We start from the raw sequence: 20831 nt of genomic DNA on the forward strand, positions 1-20831 counted from the left end.
GCACAAACACCGTTATTCCCTGATTCACCACTGGATACTCAATCCCTAGAATACCATTGTTTGATTCAGGCTATCGTCTGGCAATGTATTGTAGTCTGGGTTGAAGTAATCAAGATAGACGGCAGTACAGCCAATGTATTGGGATCTGTTTCACCCTTTGAACACCTGATTGATACCCACAGCGATGACATTTATCAGGACACACTCCGCAACAACGCCAGTTCTTACCGTTTTCTTGCCACGCTGCGCCCTGAAACCCCACTAGACATACTGCGGCAGCATGGGCGTATTAGCTATCAGCCCTTCTGGAAGCTACCCCGTATCGTACAAGAAGAGTGGCAAGGCTTATGGGTGCCAAATGAGGCTGGATGGGAAAACCTATGTGAGGAAAATATTCATCAACCAAAAGGGGTTGGCGAGTGGCCTGACTTACTCCATAAAAGTATGAAACCGTTGGTACATGGGCTGCAAGAGGATGGTGGGGATTATTTAAGGTATTTGATTTATTGGAAAAGTCGGCTTTTATTTAATCTTTTATTTAATCTTTAACTATATACATAACCCAAATAATTTCTTATTATTAATAGAAATAAACTTAATTGTGAGAAAATTAATGAAAAATGACTATAAATATATTTTCACCAGTTTTAAAGAACTTGAAAAAATGAGTTATGAAGTCAGAAAAATATACTCCAAACTCAAAATTAAAATAAGAAAAAATAAAGATTTATATAACATGCTCATATTGTGCGATAATGCTAGTAATATGTTCGAAAATTCTAACGTCAATATAAAATTAAAAATTATTACAGCAAAAAGAATATTTGAAGCTATTTTGGCTTGCTCTAATGAATCCCCTAAACAATTTACAGAAATTCTACACAGAATTGCTACCGAAAATTTAGAACTTAACACCACCACTCACTCTAAAGGTAAAGATGCAGTATTTGAATTGGAATATTTTCTTTATTTAAAAGAATTAGGGTTATCTGTTTCACTCGGTGAACCAGATATAATTGCAACCCTTCCTTGTGGACCTTATTATATTGCATGCAAAACCATAAATAAATCAGAAAATTTCAAAAGTCAATTACGCTCTGGATATAGACAAGTTCGTTTAGGTGGGAGAAATAAAGATGAATCTAAAAAAAATGATTTTGTACCCTTTAATGGAATTGTTGCCTTTAATATTGAACCTCATTTAGATTACAAAAAAAGAAGGTTATCAGAAGAGATTGATAATAAAGAAATAGTCTATAAAGAATTACATAATTTCTTAACTAAAGAAATGGAAGGATATAAACAAATATTTAATAAAATAATTTTGAGTGGTAAGATTGACGCTGTTGTATTTTATACATCTTGTAATGTTAAAATTAAATCCAGTTCTGATAAAATGACTACAGTATCATGTACGATGATTGCTGATGAATATACAGATAGAGTTAAATTAAATAAACAAAATGATTCTATTCAACGTGTAAAATTTTTTGGAGATCCCAGAAGCAAAGATTCTATAGATAGAATAAAACCATATCTTATAAAAAATCACCCAAGGTTTAATCAAGTGATAAAATAATTATTGGAAATATCATGGATTTATTGAAACAGTTTCAAGTCAACTTGAGTGAACTATTAGGCGCTGTTGCTCAAGGAAAAGCACTTCATGATATGCAAAATATCGCAGATAGTGGAGCTCCTTTTGAAAAAGCATTTATGGATATGCTAACTAGGCAATTACCACCTACATATTTAGTAAAGAATGGATATTTTTATAGTCCTGACTCTCAAATTAGTAATGAGATTGATATTATAATCAGTCTAGCTCGTGAATCATTTAACTTAGAAATGAGCCAACAAAAAAAACCTGTACTCCCATTTACATCAGTTATTACTACAATTCAACTAAAAAACTCTTATAGCCAATTAAATAATGCCATTGAACAGTCTCACAGTTCTTTTTCAAAATGGAAGGACATGATAGATACTTCTATGAAAACTAATATATCACCACCTATCTCAATTGTTGTATGTGGCTGTAATAACTTAGGGAAAGATATTGATAAATTATTTATTGACAATTTAATTAGTAAAGATTGGTTGCCTGATTATATATTATTGCTAGAATCCGGCGTTATAATCACTCGATATTCTCCCTTATTTTCAGAACAAGTTAGTTTTCAACAATCTCTCACATCAGGGGAATACAATGGTTTTACAGTTTGTTGCACTAACCAGTCAGAAAAATCCGCTTTAGCTCTTCTTTGGTTATACACTGCCATTACATCCAGACTGAATCAGTTTGCCTCTCCTGAGTTGGATGATATCTATACCATATTAAATAATATAGGAGAATTATTAGATAATATGGATAATTTAAATACATATTTGGTTGGCTTAGTTCAAAACTTAAAAAGAAATGCCAAAAGACATACTATTTTTTCAGATGCTATAAATCGTAAATATCAGTTAACCCCGATTTGATAATTTTTATACCTCATATTAATGAGGTATAAATCTAGCATCAAGCAATTATTATACTCAGATAATTACCAGATTATGGCACTATATATCATATTCTCACCATATGATCCGCCCACTTCTGCAACCACACCTTACATTCACTCTCATAACGATATAAATCATACGTACTGTTCGACGTAAATCATGAGGTGACCAATCAGGGATATCTAACATTTTGTCTTCTTTACGTAAACGCCATGCACATTCTGTTAGATACTTTTGCTGAATGGGTAACTTGGTTACTTGAGATGGAAAAAGGTATTTATCGGAGTTCATGCGCATTGATTTCAAGTAGGTGATTGCTTGATGAGGCAATTGTACGTAGCGTTCAATTCCTGTCTTAGTTTCTTTCAAATGAATAGTGCCTTTTTCAAGATCCACATCATCCCAAGCCATTGCGCACACTTCACCTGTTCGGCAACCCGTCCAAAGCGTCAGACGAAAAACATTTTTCACAACATTTGTGTAAACAGAACTAGGCAACCATGATAGAAATTTCTTGAATTCGTTATCGTCTAAATAGCGAATACCTTTATTACTGGTTAGCTTAAACTTAGCTTGCTGCAAGCTCAATTTCGCCAATAAAGCGGGGTTAGCAAAATTATCATCAAAGTACCTAGACCGATTGCAAACTCATAGGCTACCGACAGTTTACGCATGAGTTCTATCACATCTTTTCGGGTCACCTCATGCGCCATAAACTCACCTAAAACACGGACAGCATCAGCTTCAAGCATACGACGAACATCTATTTGCCCTTTCTTCTTTCTTGAGCCAGAAATTGTTTTACCATCTTTACCTTTACGATCTTCAATCCGTTCAACTAAATAAAGTTCAACAAGTTCCTTTACTGTTAAATGTGTTTTATAAGACTGCAACTATTCCTGTTTTTTATTCAGTTTTTTCTTTTAACTCTGTAGAAGGGAATCGATCTAATTGGTGTAGTTGTTTTAACTCTTGTAATTTGGCTCTCGCCTCCTTCAATCAATGAAGTTTGAGTAAAATTACTAATCCTTGGCTGGGTAAGTTTGTGTAATTGAGCTACTATAACGGTAGAAAAATGTCTTAATGCCTGTTGCGCCACAAAATACACGTAAACCTGTATTCTCACCCGTATCAGCCCTAGCTTTACTATTCGGTTTCATGGCCTCATTTTGCTGACTACTTTTAGCTCATAAGTGTTATCTTGTTTAGTGCTGACTATAAGATAATTAAAACAATGAACTGAAACCTTGTGATATGATCATACAATGCTTGTGAAATAGAACGATATGCGGTGTAACAACAGATTTTCACAAATAACTCAAAATTCAATACGTTAAGACAGACAACAACATGACTGACATTCAACACTTAGACTCCCACACACCAATGATGCAGCAGTATCTTAAAATTAAAGCAGAGCATCCTGAAATCTTACTGTTCTATCGTATGGGTGACTTTTATGAACTGTTTTTTGATGATGCTAAAAAAGCCTCTCGCTTATTAGATATTTCATTAACAAAACGAGGTCAGTCCGCAGGCCAGCCTATTCCTATGGCAGGCGTTCCGCATCATGCTGTTGAAAACTATCTCGCTAAATTAGTTCAACTAGGAGAATCTGTCGCTATTTGTGAACAAATTGGCGATCCTGCAACCAGTAAAGGCCCAGTTGAGCGCAAAGTTATTCGTATTGTAACGCCGGGTACTGTCACTGATGAAGCCTTACTTGAAGAGCGCCAAGACAACCTTTTAGCCGCTATTTGGCAAGATAAGAATGGCGCATTTGGTTATGCAACGTTAGATATCACATCAGGGCGTTTTCGTGTTACTGAAATGCCAGATAGTGAAAGCATGATTGCCGAATTGCAACGTACTCATCCAGCTGAATTACTCTATCCAGAAACTTTTGAGTCGATGGCACTGATTGAGCGCCAGCAAGGCTTGCGCCGTCGCCCTATTTGGGAATTTGAACCAGAAACAGCAAGACAACAACTGAATCTGCAATTTGGTACTCGTGATTTAACAGGCTTTGGTGTTGAAAATGCACAGTTGGCACTCTGTGCTGCTGGGTGCTTATTACAATATGTGAAAGATACACAACGCACTGCATTGCCCCATATTCGTAGCATCACTATGGAACGCCCTCAAGATTCAATTATTTTAGACGCGGCAACTCGTCGTAATCTCGAATTAACTCAAAATCTTGCAGGTGGAACGGATAACACACTCGCATCCGTACTTGACCTTTGTGTTACCCCTATGGGAAGCCGCATGCTGAAACGTTGGATACACTCGCCTTTGCGCCAACGTGAACAACTTATCAAACGTCAAGATGCTATTAGTGCATTACAGCCTCTCTATTTTGAACTGCAACCTTTTTTACGACAAGTTGGTGATCTAGAGCGAGTCTTAGCACGTTTAGCTCTACGCTCCGCACGTCCTCGTGATCTTTCTCGTATGCGCCATGCTTTCCAGCAATATCACGATATTCATCAAGTGCTTGAACAAGCTGATATGCCTTATATTAAAGAATTACAAAAGCGTATTAGCCAGTTCGATGAATTATGTGAATTACTCGAACACGCCATTGTTGAAACACCACCTGTATTAGTACGTGACGGTGGTGTTATTGCCTCTGGCTATAATGCCGAGTTAGATGAATGGCGTGCATTAGCCGATGGTGCAAGTGATTACCTTGATAAACTTGAAATCCGTGAACGAGAAAAATGGGGTATTGATACTCTAAAAGTTGGCTTTAATGGTGTACATGGCTATTACATCCAAGTCAGTCGCGGGCAAAGCAATTTAGTGCCTATGCACTATGTTCGTCGTCAAACGTTGAAAAATGCTGAACGTTATATCATTCCCGAATTAAAAGAGTATGAAGACAAGGTATTAACTTCTAAAGGTAAGGCATTAGCTATCGAAAAAATGCTTTATGAAGAGATTTTTGAAAAGCTATTACCTCACCTTACAGCATTACAAATTAGTGCAGAGGCTTTAGCTGAAACAGATGTTCTTTCTAACCTTGCTGAGCGAGCTGAATCATTAAATTATACTCGCCCAGAATTGAGTGAAAAAACAGGCATTCAAATCACTGGTGGACGTCACCCTGTTGTTGAACAAGTCCTTAGCGAACCGTTTATTTCGAATCCATTACAATTAGCACCTCAACGTCGTTTATTGATCATTACAGGCCCTAATATGGGCGGTAAAAGTACTTATATGCGCCAAGCAGCATTAATTACTTTACTTGCTTATATTGGTAGCTTTGTACCTGCTGAAAAAGCCTTAATTGGTCCAGTCGATCGAATCTTTACGCGTGTCGGTGCTTCTGATGATCTTGCTTCTGGACGTTCTACTTTTATGGTTGAAATGACAGAAACCGCCAATATTTTGCACAATGCGACAGAAAACAGCTTAGTCTTAATGGATGAAATTGGTCGGGGTACATCCACTTATGACGGATTATCTCTGGCTTGGGCTTGTGCTGAAAACTTAGCAAATCGCATTAAAGCGATGACTCTCTTTGCAACCCACTATTTTGAATTAACGACACTACCTGAAAAACTTGAAGGTACTGCAAACATTCACTTAGATGCTGTTGAACATGGCGATACTATTGCCTTTATGCACAGCGTCCAAGAAGGTGCTGCAAGTAAAAGCTATGGTTTAGCCGTTGCATCATTAGCGGGTGTACCAAAAGAGGTGATCCGTCGCGCTAAGCAGAAATTAAAAGAGCTTGAAATGCTATCAGGTCATACTGGCTCTGGTCATGTTGAAACGTCACAGCTGATGTTATTAACAGAAGCTGAGCCTTCTGCCATTGAATTAGCATTAGATAAAATCGATCCTGATGCGTTAACACCTCGACAAGCATTAGAACAACTCTATCGTTTAAAAGAGATGGCAAAATAAGTCACACTAAATGCTAAATACTAAATACTAAATACTGATAGCAAAAAGGCTCTGTTTGATTTTACAGAGCCTTTTTTATGGCTGACTTTTTAATTTTTCAAACTAAGATAATCAAAGATAAATACAGAATTAATTAATTGAAGCATGGCTATATTTCAGTCGCTCACCCAATAACAATAAAGTGTCTTTATCACCATAGTTGTCAAATAAGCGAACAAATGATGATAAAGCAGGGTTAAACATCATATCATCAGTAACTTTCTCATAAGATGTATAATCTTTTGTTTTCAATGAAAAAACTAACGTGACTTTATCATCGTTATAACCTTTATTTAGAATTAAGCTGTCATTACTTACCATTAAATCATTTATATATTTATAACCACTTTCATAGAAAGTGGTTAAATTCCCATCAGATTGACGTCGAACAACAGAATAGAGATCACGAGAAGCGTGTTGAGTGATAAGATAGGTATCACCATTAGCATTTTGGGCAACTTCTTTAACACGCAAAGGGAGCCAGCGCGTTTTTGTCACTTCTTTATTCACTAAATTTAGCGTGATTTCTAACGTATTTGTAGTGTAATGGTGATTATAAAAAATAATGAGGGAATCACCTGATAGAGCGTAATGAAATTGTGTAAACTCACCGAAATCTTCAGCGTAATATTGCTTCACCAGATCTTCAGTATTAACTGAATATTCCCAACTTTCGCCTTCATCTAAACTTGTTAATATCGTCTTATTATCAACTAATACTAATTGCGATGTTGTTTGTGAAAAGAGTAATTTTCCACCAATAAGCGCTAAAGGAAAACGATAATAACCATTGTTAGTCTCTTGCCAAGGAATTAAATCTGCTACTGTAAACTCTGTCAAATCTATAGTTTGTCGTCCCTGCTCTGTAAATAAAACACATTTATCAACAATACAGTAAGCGTTATAAAAGCTACCTTGACCTTGTGATACAAAGCGCATACCTTCTTTATCAGAAAAGTACAACGTATATTTTCTCTGGTTATCTTGGCGATGAAGTCTGCCATAAATATCTACATCATATCGCCCACTATCAGATTCAGTTTTAATTAACATCCCGCTAGAAGCATAAAAAGTATTACGCCAATCATAGTGAGAGTAAGGGTATGAAGATAATTCAGAAGAGTTCTCATTTTTCCATTGCCACTTAGAAGCGAATCCATGAAAAAGCACGCCATAAAAAAGCAATAAGCTTAAAATAAATAAACTTGTGATAATAATAAAAGGCTTACGGAAAAAAGGATTCATTGGCGCAGCTCCGTAATATACAGCGGTTGTTTGCTTTCAACACATTGCTGCTGAAGTAAAAAATAGGTTTGATAACTGCTATGACCTTTTTCTGATAACAAAATATAAAGATTTGAAAACAAGGCAGTTAAAAAGGCTATGCCACTCATGATTAAGCCATAGATAATCCCCATTCCTAAAAAGCTATCACCAATAGAATACCAATCCCATTTATCCCAATAATTGCCATTATCATAAACATCAGAGATAGAGAAACTTGCAACCATTGAGAAAATAAAAACACTGACTAATGCGACTATTAACAGTGATAAACGATATGTACGCTGGTGACCAATATACATTTGTCCTGATATTGAATAAGCGCCATTATCTGTATGATTATAAACACCCAAGACAACAGGTCCCGAGTTCTTATCTTCAGCTTGCCAAAAGAACAGTTCCACATCATCACCATTAGCAAGAAACAGATTATGATCAGAATAAAATGAGCGTTCTCTATAACTTAATACGAAAGGATGATTATCTATCAGGCAGGATACTTGCATTATCACCGTCTCGCCGTTGCGATGATGCATTTTAATTCTATTAGTACTATGAATTTGTATTGTTCCTCGAACTCGTTGTACTTTACTTTGATTTATTTGAGGAAACGATTTTTTACTCACAGTCAATGAAGGTAATGGTGCCGATTTTATTCCAGTAATAATGAGATGCTCGCCATCTGGAGCTATCAAGGCTTGCTTGGCGATAACTTTATCTAATGCTTTTATTCTCTTTCTATGTTTAGGTCTGGTGCGCTGAAAATAGCGATAAGCTTTTTCTCCGATATAACTGATCCCCGCTATCACAGCACCACATGCAATAACCATAGAAACAACGATAAAGAAATTCACTTCAAGATGGAGAATCGAAAAATAGCTCCAATAACCGCCAACAAGCGTCAGAATAAATGCAAGCAATAACCATTTTTGTTGTTTTGTTGTTAGCGTGAATTTTCTTTCAGGCTCAAGCCTTCCTTTTGTATCATGATAAATCCATTGCACCCAGAAACTGCCATCTTTCAATAATTCAGCACAGATTTTAAGCTCATCGCCTTGTTTTAATCGTTTAAGAAAATCTTGAGAATTAGCAAAATCCTCTTCATTAAGATAGAAGTTTTTACCTGATGCTATTAATCTCACCATTCCATTCGGGGAGATTTTACTTTGGTTAAAATCGCAACGTTCTAATTTAACGTTTAAAAAATAATCTTTCATATCTTCCTTTATCACTTTCATCAGGCTAACAAGGTGCAAGACTGCGCTCTTGTTTTATCGTTTTGAATCGCATAATACAAGATAAAGAAAAGCCGATTAGTAAATCCTCTAATCGGCTTTGGTAATAACAATCTGTCAATTAAAGCTATAAACAGAAAAAGGGTGGCTAACTATGCTTTGAAAAGTGCTTCAATACATAATCCCTGACTTTGTAGAATGTCTTTTAAGCGGCGTAGTCCTTCAACTTGAATTTGACGAACTCTTTCTCTTGTTAGACCAATTTCTCTACCAACATCTTCTAAAGTTTCTGCTTCATAGCCTAATAATCCAAAACGACGTGCTAATACTTCACGTTGCTTAGGATTCAATTCAAATAACCACTTTATGATATTTTCCTTGAGGTTATTATTTTGAATTGTTGCTTCCGGCCCTTCTTCATTTTCGTCAGAGATAATATCGAGTAAGGCTTTATCTGAATCACCACCAATTGGGGTATCAACAGAAGTAATACGTTCGTTTAAACGCAGCATCTTACTCACATCTTCAACTGGTTTATCAAGTGTTTGTGCAATCTCTTCAACACTAGGCTCATGATCGAGTTTATGTGCTAATTCTCTTGCTGTTCTTAAATAAACATTCAGCTCTTTAACGATATGAATGGGAAGGCGGATAGTACGAGTCTGGTTCATAATGGCACGTTCAATAGTTTGACGTATCCACCATGTCGCATAAGTTGAAAAACGGAAGCCTTTTTCAGGATCGAATTTTTCAACAGCACGAATAAGTCCTAAGTTCCCTTCTTCAATCAAATCAAGCAGGGCAAGACCTCGGTTTGTATAACGACGAGAGATCTTAACAACTAAACGTAGGTTACTTTCTATCATTCGTTGTCTTGAAGGAATATCGCCTCGCAACGCTCTACGGGCAAAGAAAACTTCTTCTTCCGCGGTCAGCAACGGAGAATAACCAATTTCTCCTAAATAAAGCTGAGTTGCATCGAGCGCACGCTGGTTGACTCCTTCAATAAGTTCAATTTCGTCTTGAGCATCAGACTCATTTTCTGCCTCTTTTGCAGCAACTTCATCGAACTCTTCCATGTTCTCTTCAATTTCATCTGTATATAACTCGTCTACTCTTAGCGTACTTTGGCTCATCAGCTGCTCCTACCCTTGATAATTTAGGTAAACGACTCATAATTAAAGTCTGTTTACCAGTTTATCGCTGTGTCACGACACAACGGGTTTACTGATTTTCCCTTGTAACGAATTACAAAATAAAAGATAACATAATCTATTTTACTGTTAATTTTATTCTTTCTTTATTCAATATATAACTTAACTATTGAGTGCAGGTTATTAACAGTTTTTTTATTATATTTTACGTATATTTATCTATACGTAAAATTACTCCATTTGATGCGCTATTTGTGACTATTTACATCTAAAAAAACAAATAAAAATCCATAATAATAAAATAATATCCAATAATTTATATTACGTACTATTATTAAAAAGATAATCTAATAAAGAAAATACCTACCTAAACAAGAGGTTGTTTTATAGTTCATCTTTTCATAACAACGAATCTTTATTCATTTTTTATATAACAATTTTTAGCATACGCATTCATTGATTGAGAATCAACCATCTAATTTAGCGTTATCTATAATTTTATATTGACCTCTCATTTTTAATAATCTTTAAATAAGCACTTATACTTAGATAAAATTTATTTTGTTTCAATATTTTAATTAATTACAGATAAGAAAAAGCCCTCTTCTTTTTGTAAAAAAGAGGGCTTAACTTTAGGATTATTCACTATACGTGTAAAAAATCACTTACCTATTTCTTAGGTAAATAACTCATTGGGTTGAGTGATTTTTCTTTATAACGGATCTCAAAGTGTAGTCGGACAGAACTGGTTCCAGAGCTACCCATTGTGGCAATTTGCTGACCTGTATTCACATTTTGCTGTTCGCGTACCAAAATGGTGTCGTTATGTGCATATGCGCTGAGGTATTCGTCATTATGCTTGATGATAACGAGGTTACCATAGCCACGTAATGCACTACCTGCATAAACCACTTTACCCGCTGCAGTTGCAACAATTGGTGAACCTTTTGTACCACCGATATCGATACCTTTATTACCACCCGGCGCACTTGAATAGCTTTCGATAATGTTGCCTTGTGCAGGCCAAATCCACTTACCAGAAACCGCCGTAGGTGCAGGTGTTGCCGCAGTTGTGGTATTTGTTGTTGGTGGCGGAGTCGTTGTCTTCGGTTGTGTTGTTGCTGGTTTAGTAATTAATGGTCCCATTGCACCATTGTTTGTTGGTTTGGTATGCGCCGTTTGAACACCAGCATTACTTGATTGATTAATAACCGATGTGTTGACATTGGTATTTGTTCCCGTATTGACCTGACGGTTACCAATATTCAACACTTGCCCTACGTTTAAGCTATAAGGCTCTGGGATGTTATTCATTGACGCCAGTTCTTTTACATCACTATCTGTTATCCAAGCGATATAAAACATGGTATCACCACGTTTTACGGTGTATGTATTACCGTTGTAGTTTCCTTTAGGAATACTCTCGTAGTTACGGTTATACACAATGCGTCCAGTGCCATCAGTACTTACATTTTGAGCTGCAACCGATGTTTGAGGACGAGGCTGGCTTTGCGATTGAACCACGCCTCCATTAGACGAAGCGGAGTTCACCTTAATTGAAGGAGGAGGTGACGATTGTAAGGGGGTAGTTCTTTCAATAGGCGTCGCATTACTGTTAGTCATTACAGGTGCGGTTGATACCGTATTATTTGAAGAGCTATCATTTACAGAGGTAATTGGTGCAGGACGATAAGGTGTATCTGCACAGCCTGTTAATGCAAATCCAATTACCGAACACATGATTGCCCAGCGGACATGCTTAATTGGGCTTTCTGAATTCATACTTCCTTCTCCCTTTAAAAAGGCATTAGCATCTAGCAATTTGTCGAGTTAAACAAAAAGACTGCAATTTTTTGAAAATGTTTCATTTATTAGTGCAGATTACGACAAGCTATTAAAAAGCAGTAATAAAAAACGGTCAGATTTATCTGGAAGTTATGCTAACTCGCCTGCAATTAAAGGAACAAATCTAACTGTTTCTATAGATTGGTAGTGAAAATCATTACCTAAACGTCGGATAAACTTCAGTATTTGTTGTTGTTCACCGACAGGTATTATCATCCTGCCACCATCGGCTAACTGCATCAATAACTGTTGTGGTACTTCTGTTGCACATGCTGTCACTATTATGGCATTAAAAGGGGCTTTTGATGACCAACCTTCCCATCCATCACCATGACGTGTCGAGATATTATGTAAATCAAGATGTTTAAAACGTCGTTTAGCTTGCCATTGCAATATCTTTATACGCTCAACAGAACTAACATGATGGACTAAATTTGCTAATACGGCAGTTTGATATCCCGAACCTGTACCAATTTCTAATACAGAATCTGTACTTTGTAATTCCAGTAATGTTGTCATTTTGGCGACAATATAAGGCTGTGAAATAGTTTGCCCATTGCCAATAGGCAAAGCCGTATTTTCGTAAGCCTTATGAGAAAGCGCTTCATCAATAAAAAGCTCTCTAGGTACTTTACTCATTGCTTCCAACAGGCTCTCATCCTTGATGCCATGTTGTTTTAACATTGTCAGTAAGTCTTTCATTGACCGACTTAACATGTTTTTTTGACCTCTGCTTTATTTAACCAATTTTGTAGTAAATCAAGTGCTTTATAGGCTGTTAAATCAACATGTAATGGGGTTATCGAAACATAACCTTCATCAACAGCAGCAAAATCTGTATCAGGACCTACATCATTTTTTTCGCCTGGAGGCCCAATCCAATAAAGACTATTCCCTCTAGGATCAGTATGTGTATAAACATGTTGTGATGCATGACGACTACCACAGCGTGTAATACGGAAACCTTTTACTTCATCAAGAGGAATATCAGGTACGTTAATATTTAGAATATTGCCCGCTCTTAAAGGTACTTGTTGTAACATTGCCAAGACTTCACAAGTTACTTGAGCAGCTGTCTCAAAGTGCGTTTCACCATCAAGTGAAACAGCAATGGCAGGCAAACCTAAAAAACGCCCTTCTGTTGCCGCAGCAACTGTACCTGAATAAATAACATCATCACCCAAATTAGGACCATGATTAATACCAGAAACCACAATATCAGGACGAGGGCGCACTAAGTGATTTACACCAAGATAAACACAATCTGTTGGTGTCCCCTCAACAATTGCAATATCCCCATTTTCAAGCTCTTGCTTGCGTAGAGGTCTGTCGATTGTTAAAGAGTTAGATGCAGCACTACGATTACGATCAGGTGCAACAATTTGTACATCATAACGCTGGCGTAACGCTTTAGCGAGGGTCTGTATCCCCTTTGCCATCACACCATCATCATTACTCACCAATATTTTCAGCATCATCATTCCCTAATAAAATTAATTCACGTACAACGCTAGTTGCAAAGCTTCCTGCGGGTAAAAAGAATGACAGAGAAACAGTGGTATCGTCTACCCAATTCCATGACATATTTTCTGGTAATACATTGATAGCACGTCTTGTATTATCAACACGTTCTTGTCGAGCTAGCGACCAGAAGGCTTCATATTCTGCCAGATTTTCAGTTTCAAAATCTAATGCTTGTGATTGGGTACCTAAATCACCTTTACCCGGTAAAGGCGCAGTAATATGAACATCGTGCTCTTCATAACGAGTTTGTGTTTGAGCTAGTTCTGCTTCATCAACAACAAACCAGCTACCTCGCCCATGAAGTTGCATTGCATCACCGAGCATCACTTTTGAATATAAATCACATTCCAATCTTTTGCTGACAATATGATTAAACATCGCACTACGGGCTGCGGAGAGGTAAAAGCTACGCTTTCCTCGTTCTTTTACGCGGATTTCGTCTGTTGCCCAACGCATGGCTTGTCGTAAATTATCACCATTACGACCAAATCGTTGAGCACCAAAATAGTTGGGGATACCTTTTGCTTTTATTTGCGCCAAACGAGCATCAACAAAATCACGATCAGAAATCTCTCGTAACACCAATGTAAAGTGATTACCTTTTAGTGTTCCTATACGTAATTTACGTTGTTGACGAGTCGTTTCTAGAATTTCACAACCTTCTAAAGCGAGCTGGCTGAAATCAGGCATCTCTTTACCCGGCATACGCAGACAAAACCATTGTTCAGTCACTGCATTTCTGTCTTTTAGACCAGCGTAACTGGCATCACGAGGATGGATCCCAACAAATTTTGCTAATTTTTCAGCAACAAAAGCCGTATTACAACCTGTTTTTCTGATTTTCACCATGACATGCTCGCCTTCCCCATCAAGGGTGAAGCCAAGATCTTCACAGACAATAAAATCTTCAGGGATTGACTTTAATAAACCTGTTGCTTGTGGTTTTCCATGTAACCAATGGAGTTCGGGTAAATCACTCATTCAGGTAATGACTCTTTCATTAGTAAAACAACGGCTTCACAGGCAATGCCTTCTTTTCTACCGACAAATCCAAGCTTTTCTGTTGTGGTCGCTTTCACATTGATGTCATCAACGTGGCAATGAAGATCTTCTGCGATATTGACGCGCATTTGTGGTGTATGAGGTAGCATTTTTGGAGCCTGAGCAATGATCGTGACATCTAAATTACCAATTCGGTAACCTTTTGCTCTTACGCGGGAGAAGGCTTCACGAAGGAGTACACGGCTATCTGCACCTTTGTATGCAGGGTCGGTATCAGGAAACAATGTGCCAATGTCACCCATTGCCACTGCACCTAAAATAGCATCTGTCACTGCATGTAATACGACATCGCCATCAGAGTGAGCTAACAGCCCTTGTTCATAAGGAACTCTGACACCGCCAATAATAATAGGGCCTTCACCGCCAAATTTATGTACGTCGTAACCGTGTCCAATTCTCATTTTATTATGTGTTCCTTATACTGGTGATTTGGCGTGAGAGGAAAAACTCTGCAAGCGCTAAATCTTCTGGCTGAGTAACTTTGATATTATCTGCACGACCTTTAACTAATAAAGGTTCATATCCAGCAAACTCCATCGCTGAGGCTTCATCAGTGATCGTTGCTTTTTGAGAGAGTGCATTTTCTATATTTTGTTTTAATAACAATGCAGGAAAGAATTGTGGCGTTAAAGCATGCCATAGCGTTGTTCTTTCTACTGTTTGTTCAATATGATTATCTTGTTGATGACTACGTTTCATTGTATCGCGAACAGGTGTCGCAAGAATGCCACCACAAAAGTGAGGTTCCATAACGTTTTCATCAATGAGTTTAATTAAATGGTCAAGATCGCCAAAATGTAGGCAAGGTCTTGCTGCATCGTGAACTAATGCCCATGTGTTTTCAGGAAAATGTTGAGTAACATACGCTAAACCTGACAATACTGAGTCAGCACGTTCGCCACCACCATTAACCGTTATTATTCTTTCATCTTGCGCTAAAGGTAAAGTGTGAAAGTAGCTGTCATTAGGGCTGATCGCCACGATAATTTGCGTTATACGTGGGTGTTTCAATAAGGCATTAATGGTATGTTCAAGAATAGTCAATCCGCCAATCTTCAAATATTGTTTTGGACAGACTGATTGCATTCGACTTCCGATACCGGCTGCCGGAATAACGGCAACAATAGGAAGAGTAGAGTTTGTTATATTCATTATGATATTTGTATCAGGACACACTATTAATTCAATAAATTAACGACGTGGTTGAGATTTATCGCTCACAATACGGAAAAATGTCTCATTAGGCTTTATCATTCCTAATTCACTACGAGCACGCTCTTCTAGTGCTTCTTGCCCGCCATTGAGGTCATCAATCTCTGCAAATAGACGATCATTACGCTCTTTTAACTGCGTATTTTGCGCCAATGCAGATTCAACTTCTTGAGTTACTTTGTTGTAATCATGGATACCATTTTTACCTAACCACAATGAATATTGTAGCCAGCCAAGTAAAATCAGAAGTAAGACTGTTAATTTCCCCATTACCACCCCCAAGATTAATGGGCTAATCATCCCACAACTCAACCACAGACGCCACAAAAGTGCTGGAATATATTACATTATTATTCCTATTATCCTCACTATAAACGTGAATAACTTCTATAAAATTCAGACTAAGGTTTGATTTTTTCTTATTAAGATGAAGTGCTATGGGGGTTATTTATAAATAAATGGACACTTAATTAATGTGTGAATCCGCATTGAAATAGCATGGCGTAATACGCATTTTTTACTCTAAATACATACATTATCTCTACACATATCCCCTTTTTATCGGGTATTTGTGTAGAGATAATTTAATACCATCATAAAATTAACAGTAAATTTGTTTTTGCCGTAGGTATGTGAGGATCTGCTGGATAAGGGTATTTATAGGAAGTGTGCCGTCTAAATGTAATTCAGGATCAATGGGCGGCTCATAAGGCGAATCAATACCTGAGAACTGCTTTATCTCACCGCGTCTTGCTTTTTGATAAAGCCCTTTCGGATCACGGGCTTCACAAATAGAAAGTGGTGTATCAACAAAGATCTCAATAAATCTTCCTTGATCAAAGCTTCCTCTAACTTGTTGTCTGTCTTTTTGGTAAGGCGAGATAAAAGCCGTTAAGACAATCAGTCCCGCATCTACCATCAATTTAGCCACTTCACCCACACGGCGGATATTTTCGTGCCTATCTTCAGCACTAAATCCGAGATCACGACATAATCCATGACGTAAGTTATCGCCATCCAATAGATAGGTATGAATGAGTGAATGTTTTTGTGAATGCTGATAAAGCGCTTGTTCTAGTGCATCGGCAAGTGTGGATTTACCTGAGCCAGATAAACCTGTAAACCAAAGCACACATCCTTTGTGTGCTTGTTGTGATTCGCGTTCATTTAATCCAATTTTATGAGGATGCCAAATAATATCGTTGCTTATCACCACTATTTTCCTCCAAGAAGATCTCTCGCTCCCCAATGGGGAAAATGGCGACGGATAAGTTGATTTAACTCGACTTCAAAAGCATCATATTGTGTCGTAGTTTGTATCGCGTTATCTCTTGTTTCTCGAATAAGCCCAGCGCCAACTGTGACATTGCTTAGTCGATCAATAAAGATAAGCCCCCCCATATCTGCATTAGCTTGATAGTTATCCAGCACCAGTGGCTCTTCAAATGAGGCTTCAACACTACCAATCGCATTTAAACTTAAGTTATCTGTTACTTGTTGGGTGAGCTTATTCACATCCACTTGATAATGGATATTCTCTATTTTGGCACGGCTTTTTTTGCCTGCGATCTTGATGTCTAGAGTATGCCCTTGCACTAAGGGTTGCTCTGACATCCACACTACGTCAATTAATGCATGAGTACTAATATTGGCAGTTGTATCGTTATCATCAACGATAATATCCCCTCGACTAATATCAATTTCATCAGCTAAAACAAGTGTGATGGCTTGTCCTGCACTCGCTTGTGTTAAATCGCCATCAAAAGTAACAATACGTTTGATAGTAGAACGTTGCCCCGAAGGTAATACTTTGATTTGTTGACCTTGATAAAGAACACCAGAAGACACCGTACCGCTGTACCCTCTAAAATCTAAATCTGGGCGATTTACATATTGCACAGGAAAACGTAGCAATTGCATGTCTGAACCTAATTTAACCGGCGCATCTTCCAATAATGAAAGCAATGTTTTTCCTTGATACCAAGGCATATTCAATGAGGGAGAAACCACATTGTCACCATCAAGGGCGGAAATAGGGACAAACTCAATGGTTAGATCCGTTGGGAGCTGATCGGCAAAATGAAGATAATCTTGTTGGATCGAATCAAAAGTTGCTTGCTGATAATCCACCAGATCCATTTTATTGATTGCAACGATTAAATGGCGGATCCCAAGGAGTGTGCTGATAAAACTGTGTCGTCGAGTTTGTTCTTGTACACCTTTTCGAGCATCGATCAGCAGAATAGAAAGCGTACTGGTTGATGCACCTGTCGCCATATTGCGGGTATATTGAGCATGTCCGGGTGTATCAGCAATAATAAACTTACGCTTTGAAGTTGAAAAATAGCGATAAGCAACATCAATAGTGATCCCTTGCTCTCTTTCTGCTGCTAATCCATCCACCAGCAAAGCAAGATCGAGTTTTTCACCTTGAGTGCCGATCTTTTTACTTTCATTTTGTAATGTAGAAAGCTGATCTTCATAGATCTGCCTTGTATCATGAAGTAAACGTCCTATTAGTGTGCTTTTTCCATCATCGACATTGCCACAGGTTAGAAATCGCAGTAATCCTTTATTCTGTTGAGTCTTGAGATAGCGCTCTACACCGCCCTGTTGTGCAATTTCACCTGCGACAAGTTGATTCGTTTTTATGGCTAAAAGTCCCATATTTCCTCCGATTAAAAATAACCTTGGCGTTTTTTCAGTTCCATTGATGCCGACTGATCACTGTCAATTAAACGCCCTTGTCGTTCACTGCTGGTGGAAATCAGCATTTCTTCAATAATGGCAGGGAGTGTTTCTGCTTGAGAAGGGATCGCCCCCGTTAATGGCCAGCATCCCAACGTTCTAAATCTCACTTTTTGCTGTGCGATAACTTCACCCGGTTTTAGATCAATTCTGTCGTCATCAACCATAATTAAAGTGCCATCACGCTCAATAACAGGTCTATTTTTTGCAAAATAGAGCGGAACAATGTCGATATTTTCTAAATAGATATATTGCCAAATATCGAGTTCTGTCCAATTAGATAACGGAAATACTCGGATACTTTCGCCTTTATTAATCTGTCCGTTATAGTTTCTCCATAATTCAGGGCGCTGGTTTTTCGGGTCCCAGCGATGCTTTCTATCTCTAAACGAATAAATACGCTCTTTGGCTCGTGATTTTTCTTCATCGCGGCGTGCACCACCAAATGCTGCATCAAAACCATATTTATCTAAGGCTTGCTTTAGCCCTTCTGTTTTCATGATATCGGTGTGTTTTGCACTACCATGAATAAACGGATTAATTCCAAGCTCTACACCTTGTGGATTTCGATAAACTTTAAGATCAAAGCCATATTCTTTAGCCGTTTTATCTCGAAATTCATACATTTCTCGAAATTTCCAGCCTGTATCAACATGCAATAAAGGAAAAGGTAATTTCGCGGGATAAAACGCCTTGCGAGCTAAATGCAACATCACCGAGGAATCTTTGCCTATTGAATAAAGCATGACGGGATTTTCAAATTCAGCGACAACTTCGCGCAGAATATAAATACTTTCTGCTTCTAATTGCTGAAGATGAGTTAACTGTGTTTCATTCATAACAACCTCATTTAGGCAAAATGAACCAAAGGTGAATGGAGTGACGGTAAGGATTGATAAGCATGTCTGTCACCAAACCACGCAAGTTGGTGATGTAGTGCAGCGACTTCCCCAACAATTAATAAAGCGGGAGTCGGTGCTTTTTCAGCTAACTGCGCTAATTGTGTTAGATTTCCCGTGAAGACTTGCTGATCACGACGCGTGCCACAACTAATCACGGCGATAGGCGTTAATGGAGAACGTCCGAGTTTGATTAAACGCTGGCTAATAAGCTCTGCTTTTGCTGTCCCCATATAAATAGCGAGAGTGTGATTAGCTTGCGCTAACGATGCCCAATCCGGTTCGATCCCATCTGCTTTACAATGCCCAGTCATAAAGGTGACACTTTGAGCATATTGCCGATGGGTTAATGGGATACCCGCATAGGCACTCGCTCCGCTTGCAGCCGTGATCCCCGGTACTACTTGAAAAGAGATCCCATGCGCAATAGCAACTTCAATTTCTTCACCACCTCGTCCAAAAATAAAGGGATCGCCCCCTTTTAATCGAACAACACGTTTGCCAAGTTGCGCATATTTCACGATCAGTGCATTGGTTTCTTCTTGAGAAATACTATGGTGTCCGGCTCTTTTACCTACGCAAATAGTGTCAGCATCACGGCGAACAAGCTCTAAAACCTCTGGACTCACTAAACTGTCATAGAGCACAACTTCAGCTTGTTGAATAACCTGTAAACCGCGCAGTGTTAATAACCCTGCATCACCGGGACCAGCCCCAACTAATGCAAGTTCTCCTTGTTGGCACTCTTGTTGTTTCAATTGTTGTTCGAGCAAAGCTTCTGCTTGTGCTAATTGATCGCTTGCCACTAAAGAAGCAAATTTACCACTGAAGGCTTGCTCCCAAAAACGACAACGAGCTTGAAAAGTCTCTAAGTGCTGTTTCACTTTATTGCGCCATTTTCCGGCTATTGTCGCCATTGCGCCTAAAGAGCTTGGCAATAAGGCTTCTAATTTCTCGCGGATCATACGCACCAAAACGGGTGCTTTTCCCGCCGATGAAATGGCAATCAAAATGGGGTTTCTATCGATAATTGCCGGAAAAATAAATGAGCATTGAGGTTGTGAATCCACCACATTGACAAAAATATGCCGTGCTTGTGCATCAAGATAAACTTGCTGATTAAGCACACTGTCATCAGTGGCTACAATCACAAGCATCATTCCTAATAGATGTTCAGATTGATATTTTGCTGATACCCATTCAATTTTATCTTGCTGATAAGCAAGGTGTAATTCATCACATAGCTGAGGTGCAATTACTCTTAAGCTAGCGCCTGCTCTTAACAACAGTAAAGCTTTACGCGCAGCAACATGACCACCACCAACCAATAACACTGGGCGTTCTTTTAATTCCACAAATAAGGGTAGGTAATCCATACGCGCATTTCACCTTCGTTGTTCACTTTA

The 20831-nt window shown here is 38.2% G+C and carries 21 protein-coding genes; 4 read left to right on the top strand and 17 right to left on the bottom strand.

What is annotated here, in order from left to right:
• The first annotated feature begins 60 nt into the window (after positions 1-60).
• The 3 genes from EHE21_RS14880 to EHE21_RS14890 all read left to right on the top strand — a co-directional run bounded on the left by EHE21_RS14880 (position 61) and on the right by EHE21_RS14890 (position 2484).
• Positions 61-549, top strand: coding sequence for a hypothetical protein (locus EHE21_RS14880; RefSeq protein ID WP_228766697.1), 489 nt, complete (start codon positions 61-63; stop codon positions 547-549).
• A gap of 64 nt (positions 550-613) precedes the next feature.
• Positions 614-1579 (top strand): hypothetical protein, encoded by a 966-nt coding sequence (locus EHE21_RS14885; protein WP_194951099.1) that lies wholly within the window; start codon positions 614-616, stop codon positions 1577-1579.
• 14 nt (positions 1580-1593) lie between these two features.
• Positions 1594-2484, top strand: coding sequence for a DUF6602 domain-containing protein (locus tag EHE21_RS14890; RefSeq protein ID WP_194951100.1), 891 nt, complete (start codon positions 1594-1596; stop codon positions 2482-2484).
• A gap of 96 nt (positions 2485-2580) precedes the next feature.
• Here EHE21_RS14890 and EHE21_RS19000 read toward each other — a convergent pair whose 3' ends face one another.
• From EHE21_RS19000 to EHE21_RS19010, 3 genes are all read right to left on the bottom strand, one after another.
• Positions 2581-3090 (bottom strand): tyrosine-type recombinase/integrase, encoded by a 510-nt coding sequence (locus EHE21_RS19000; RefSeq protein ID WP_324187742.1) that lies wholly within the window; start codon positions 3088-3090, stop codon positions 2581-2583.
• Between the two features lie 2 nt (positions 3091-3092).
• A complete protein-coding gene (locus EHE21_RS19005; protein ID WP_324187743.1) occupies positions 3093-3401 on the bottom strand; it encodes a hypothetical protein in 309 nt (102 codons plus the stop codon).
• 129 nt (positions 3402-3530) lie between these two features.
• Positions 3531-3668 carry a hypothetical protein gene (locus EHE21_RS19010; RefSeq protein WP_324187744.1) on the bottom strand — a complete coding sequence of 46 codons (138 nt, stop codon included), beginning with the start codon at positions 3666-3668 and terminating at the stop codon, positions 3531-3533.
• A 190-nt stretch (positions 3669-3858) separates the two neighbouring features.
• On the opposite strand from EHE21_RS19010, the gene mutS reads away from it, so the two are divergent.
• Positions 3859-6423, top strand: coding sequence for a DNA mismatch repair protein MutS (gene mutS / locus EHE21_RS14900; RefSeq protein ID WP_194951101.1), 2565 nt, complete (start codon positions 3859-3861; stop codon positions 6421-6423).
• 129 nt (positions 6424-6552) lie between these two features.
• Here the strand turns inward: mutS and EHE21_RS14905 are convergent, their stop codons facing one another.
• The 14 genes from EHE21_RS14905 to cysG form a co-directional block, all read right to left on the bottom strand.
• Positions 6553-7707: a hypothetical protein gene (locus EHE21_RS14905; protein WP_194951102.1), complete on the bottom strand. Its 1155-nt coding sequence runs from the start codon at positions 7705-7707 to the stop codon at positions 6553-6555.
• Positions 7704-8963, bottom strand: a complete 1260-nt coding sequence (locus EHE21_RS14910) for a hypothetical protein (protein ID WP_194951103.1) — start codon at positions 8961-8963, stop codon at positions 7704-7706. The genes EHE21_RS14905 and EHE21_RS14910 overlap by 4 nt, the downstream gene beginning before the upstream one ends.
• 170 nt (positions 8964-9133) lie before the next feature.
• Entirely contained in the window at positions 9134-10117 is a 984-nt protein-coding gene (gene rpoS, locus EHE21_RS14915) for an RNA polymerase sigma factor RpoS (protein WP_023582671.1), read from the bottom strand.
• Positions 10118-10804: 687 nt separating this feature from the next.
• Positions 10805-11917, bottom strand: a complete 1113-nt coding sequence (gene nlpD / locus EHE21_RS14920; protein WP_194951104.1) for a murein hydrolase activator NlpD — start codon at positions 11915-11917, stop codon at positions 10805-10807.
• Between the two features lie 153 nt (positions 11918-12070).
• Complete coding sequence (locus EHE21_RS14925) at positions 12071-12697, bottom strand: protein-L-isoaspartate(D-aspartate) O-methyltransferase (protein ID WP_075673789.1); 627 nt, start codon at positions 12695-12697, stop codon at positions 12071-12073.
• The gene (surE, locus tag EHE21_RS14930) at positions 12691-13455 is read right to left on the bottom strand and encodes a 5'/3'-nucleotidase SurE (protein ID WP_088494730.1); all 765 of its coding nucleotides are present in this window, start codon (positions 13453-13455) and stop codon (positions 12691-12693) included. The genes EHE21_RS14925 and surE overlap by 7 nt, the downstream gene beginning before the upstream one ends.
• The gene (gene truD, locus EHE21_RS14935) at positions 13433-14485 is read right to left on the bottom strand and encodes a tRNA pseudouridine(13) synthase TruD (RefSeq protein WP_088494729.1); all 1053 of its coding nucleotides are present in this window, start codon (positions 14483-14485) and stop codon (positions 13433-13435) included. Before truD ends, surE begins: the two co-directional genes overlap by 23 nt.
• Positions 14482-14967, bottom strand: coding sequence for a 2-C-methyl-D-erythritol 2,4-cyclodiphosphate synthase (gene ispF / locus EHE21_RS14940; RefSeq protein WP_023582677.1), 486 nt, complete (start codon positions 14965-14967; stop codon positions 14482-14484). Before ispF ends, truD begins: the two co-directional genes overlap by 4 nt.
• 4 nt (positions 14968-14971) lie before the next feature.
• Positions 14972-15718: a 2-C-methyl-D-erythritol 4-phosphate cytidylyltransferase gene (ispD, locus tag EHE21_RS14945; protein WP_194951105.1), complete on the bottom strand. Its 747-nt coding sequence runs from the start codon at positions 15716-15718 to the stop codon at positions 14972-14974.
• A 39-nt stretch (positions 15719-15757) separates the two neighbouring features.
• Positions 15758-16048, bottom strand: coding sequence for a cell division protein FtsB (ftsB, locus tag EHE21_RS14950; RefSeq protein WP_036913758.1), 291 nt, complete (start codon positions 16046-16048; stop codon positions 15758-15760).
• A 331-nt stretch (positions 16049-16379) separates the two neighbouring features.
• Positions 16380-16994, bottom strand: a complete 615-nt coding sequence (cysC, locus tag EHE21_RS14955; RefSeq protein WP_194951106.1) for an adenylyl-sulfate kinase — start codon at positions 16992-16994, stop codon at positions 16380-16382.
• Complete coding sequence (gene cysN, locus EHE21_RS14960) at positions 16994-18445, bottom strand: sulfate adenylyltransferase subunit CysN (RefSeq protein WP_194951107.1); 1452 nt, start codon at positions 18443-18445, stop codon at positions 16994-16996. The genes cysC and cysN overlap by 1 nt, the downstream gene beginning before the upstream one ends.
• Before the next feature lie 11 nt (positions 18446-18456).
• The gene (cysD, locus tag EHE21_RS14965) at positions 18457-19365 is read right to left on the bottom strand and encodes a sulfate adenylyltransferase subunit CysD (protein ID WP_194951108.1); all 909 of its coding nucleotides are present in this window, start codon (positions 19363-19365) and stop codon (positions 18457-18459) included.
• Between the two features lie 11 nt (positions 19366-19376).
• Positions 19377-20801, bottom strand: a complete 1425-nt coding sequence (gene cysG, locus EHE21_RS14970) for a siroheme synthase CysG (RefSeq protein ID WP_194951109.1) — start codon at positions 20799-20801, stop codon at positions 19377-19379.
• Between the last annotated feature and the right edge of the window lie 30 nt (positions 20802-20831).

It is taken from the genome of Proteus sp. GOKU (genome assembly GCF_015475555.1).
Taxonomy (GTDB): domain Bacteria; phylum Pseudomonadota; class Gammaproteobacteria; order Enterobacterales; family Enterobacteriaceae; genus Proteus; species Proteus mirabilis_B.

Bases quoted from the DNA above. Each gene is read 5' to 3' on its own strand.
- surE (WP_088494730.1), bottom strand. From the start codon at position 13,455: ATGCTGAAAATATTGGTGAGTAATGATGATGGTGTGATGGCAAAGGGG.
- mutS (WP_194951101.1), top strand. From the start codon at position 3,859: ATGACTGACATTCAACACTTAGACTCCCACACACCAATGATGCAGCAG.
- nlpD (WP_194951104.1), bottom strand. From the start codon at position 11,917: ATGAATTCAGAAAGCCCAATTAAGCATGTCCGCTGGGCAATCATGTGT.
- cysN (WP_194951107.1), bottom strand. From the start codon at position 18,445: ATGGGACTTTTAGCCATAAAAACGAATCAACTTGTCGCAGGTGAAATT.
- EHE21_RS14885 (WP_194951099.1), top strand. From the start codon at position 614: ATGAAAAATGACTATAAATATATTTTCACCAGTTTTAAAGAACTTGAA.
- ftsB (WP_036913758.1), bottom strand. From the start codon at position 16,048: ATGGGGAAATTAACAGTCTTACTTCTGATTTTACTTGGCTGGCTACAA.
- EHE21_RS14925 (WP_075673789.1), bottom strand. From the start codon at position 12,697: ATGTTAAGTCGGTCAATGAAAGACTTACTGACAATGTTAAAACAACAT.
- EHE21_RS19010 (WP_324187744.1), bottom strand. From the start codon at position 3,668: ATGAAACCGAATAGTAAAGCTAGGGCTGATACGGGTGAGAATACAGGT.
- EHE21_RS14905 (WP_194951102.1), bottom strand. From the start codon at position 7,707: ATGAATCCTTTTTTCCGTAAGCCTTTTATTATTATCACAAGTTTATTT.
- cysG (WP_194951109.1), bottom strand. From the start codon at position 20,801: ATGGATTACCTACCCTTATTTGTGGAATTAAAAGAACGCCCAGTGTTA.
- cysD (WP_194951108.1), bottom strand. From the start codon at position 19,365: ATGAATGAAACACAGTTAACTCATCTTCAGCAATTAGAAGCAGAAAGT.
- ispF (WP_023582677.1), bottom strand. From the start codon at position 14,967: ATGAGAATTGGACACGGTTACGACGTACATAAATTTGGCGGTGAAGGC.
- rpoS (WP_023582671.1), bottom strand. From the start codon at position 10,117: ATGAGCCAAAGTACGCTAAGAGTAGACGAGTTATATACAGATGAAATT.
- ispD (WP_194951105.1), bottom strand. From the start codon at position 15,718: ATGAATATAACAAACTCTACTCTTCCTATTGTTGCCGTTATTCCGGCA.
- EHE21_RS14890 (WP_194951100.1), top strand. From the start codon at position 1,594: ATGGATTTATTGAAACAGTTTCAAGTCAACTTGAGTGAACTATTAGGC.
- EHE21_RS14910 (WP_194951103.1), bottom strand. From the start codon at position 8,963: ATGAAAGATTATTTTTTAAACGTTAAATTAGAACGTTGCGATTTTAAC.
- truD (WP_088494729.1), bottom strand. From the start codon at position 14,485: ATGAGTGATTTACCCGAACTCCATTGGTTACATGGAAAACCACAAGCA.